This is a genomic window from Acinetobacter vivianii, assembly GCF_014635885.1.
Taxonomy (GTDB): Bacteria; Pseudomonadota; Gammaproteobacteria; order Pseudomonadales; family Moraxellaceae; genus Acinetobacter; species Acinetobacter vivianii.
Genome location: NZ_BMDR01000020.1, coordinates 1 through 1,261, shown reverse-complemented (window position 1 = coordinate 1,261; position 1,261 = coordinate 1). Strand labels below are relative to the sequence as shown.

Genomic DNA, 1,261 nt, shown 5'->3' with positions numbered 1-1,261 from the left:
TTTATTGGTCAGGTCATTCACACCATTAGTCACTTTGTCATCGACTGACTTGATCGCATCATTGATGTTGTTTTTGCCTGTACCACCAATGTTGTTGGTTGTAATACTACCGTCTGGATTAACAGTCGTGTTACCACCGATGCTGTTCTTGATGCTGTCAGAGATATTCTTCACCTGACCGCCATTCACTGCATCTTTAGATCCATTGGCAATTGAACCATCAGCAACGTTAGTAATAACCTTGTTACCCGCGTTGATGCCATCTTTAGTGATGCTTGGGCCATCTTTAATGGTTAAGCCATTGTTGTTCAATACGCTGTCGCCAGTCGTGATGCTGTCGAACTTCGCATCTTTCAACAATTCAATCTTGATACCATCTTCAGTCGTACGTGTGATCACATTCTCACCGCTGGTCTTGTCTTCTGCTGTTGCAGCATCAGCTCCACCGATGATATTTAACTTGTCACCCAACTTACGATGAACATCTGCACCTGCATTACCAGCAAAGTTCAAGCCTTTGTTTTCCAACTCGGTCTTGGTGTTGTTGATCGTGTTGTTTAACTCAGTCTTGGTATCTGTGATCTGATTGGTTAACTGATCTTTAGTATTGGTGATCTGGTTACCCAAGTCTTTCTTCGCATCATCTAACTTGTTGTTGGTATCTGTGATCTTGCCATCTAAACCATCTTTAACATTGGTTAACTGGTCAACATTGACTGCATCTTTACCATTTACGCCATCAGCAACGTTGGTAATCGTTTTATTACCTGCATTGATGCCATCTTTAGTGATGCTTGGGCCATCTTTAATAGTTAAGCCATTGTTGTTCAATACACTGTCGCCAGTCGTGATGCTGTCGAACTTCGCATCTTTCAACAATTCAATCTTTATGCCATCTTCTGTGGTACGTGTGATCACGTTCTCACCACTGGTCTTGTCTTCTGCTGTTGCAGCATCAGCTCCACCTACGATGTTTAACTTGTCACCCAACTTACGATGTACGTCTGCACCTGCATTACCAGCAAAGTTCAAGCCTTTGTTTTCCAACTCGGTCTTGGTGTTCGTGATCGTGTTGTTTAACTCAGTCTTGGTATCAGTAATCTGATTGGTTAACTGATCTTTAGTATTGGTGATCTGGTTACCCAAGTCTTTTTTAGCATCATCTAACTTGTTGTTGGTATCGGTGATCTTGCCGTCTAAACCATCTTTAACATTGGTTAACTGATCAACATTGACTGCATCTTTACCATTTACACCATCA

General features: G+C 41.9%; 1 pseudogene. It reads right to left on the bottom strand.

The window, feature by feature from the left end:
- Positions 1–1,261, bottom strand: a pseudogene (locus tag IEV36_RS18695) (YadA-like family protein); the annotation flags it as partial.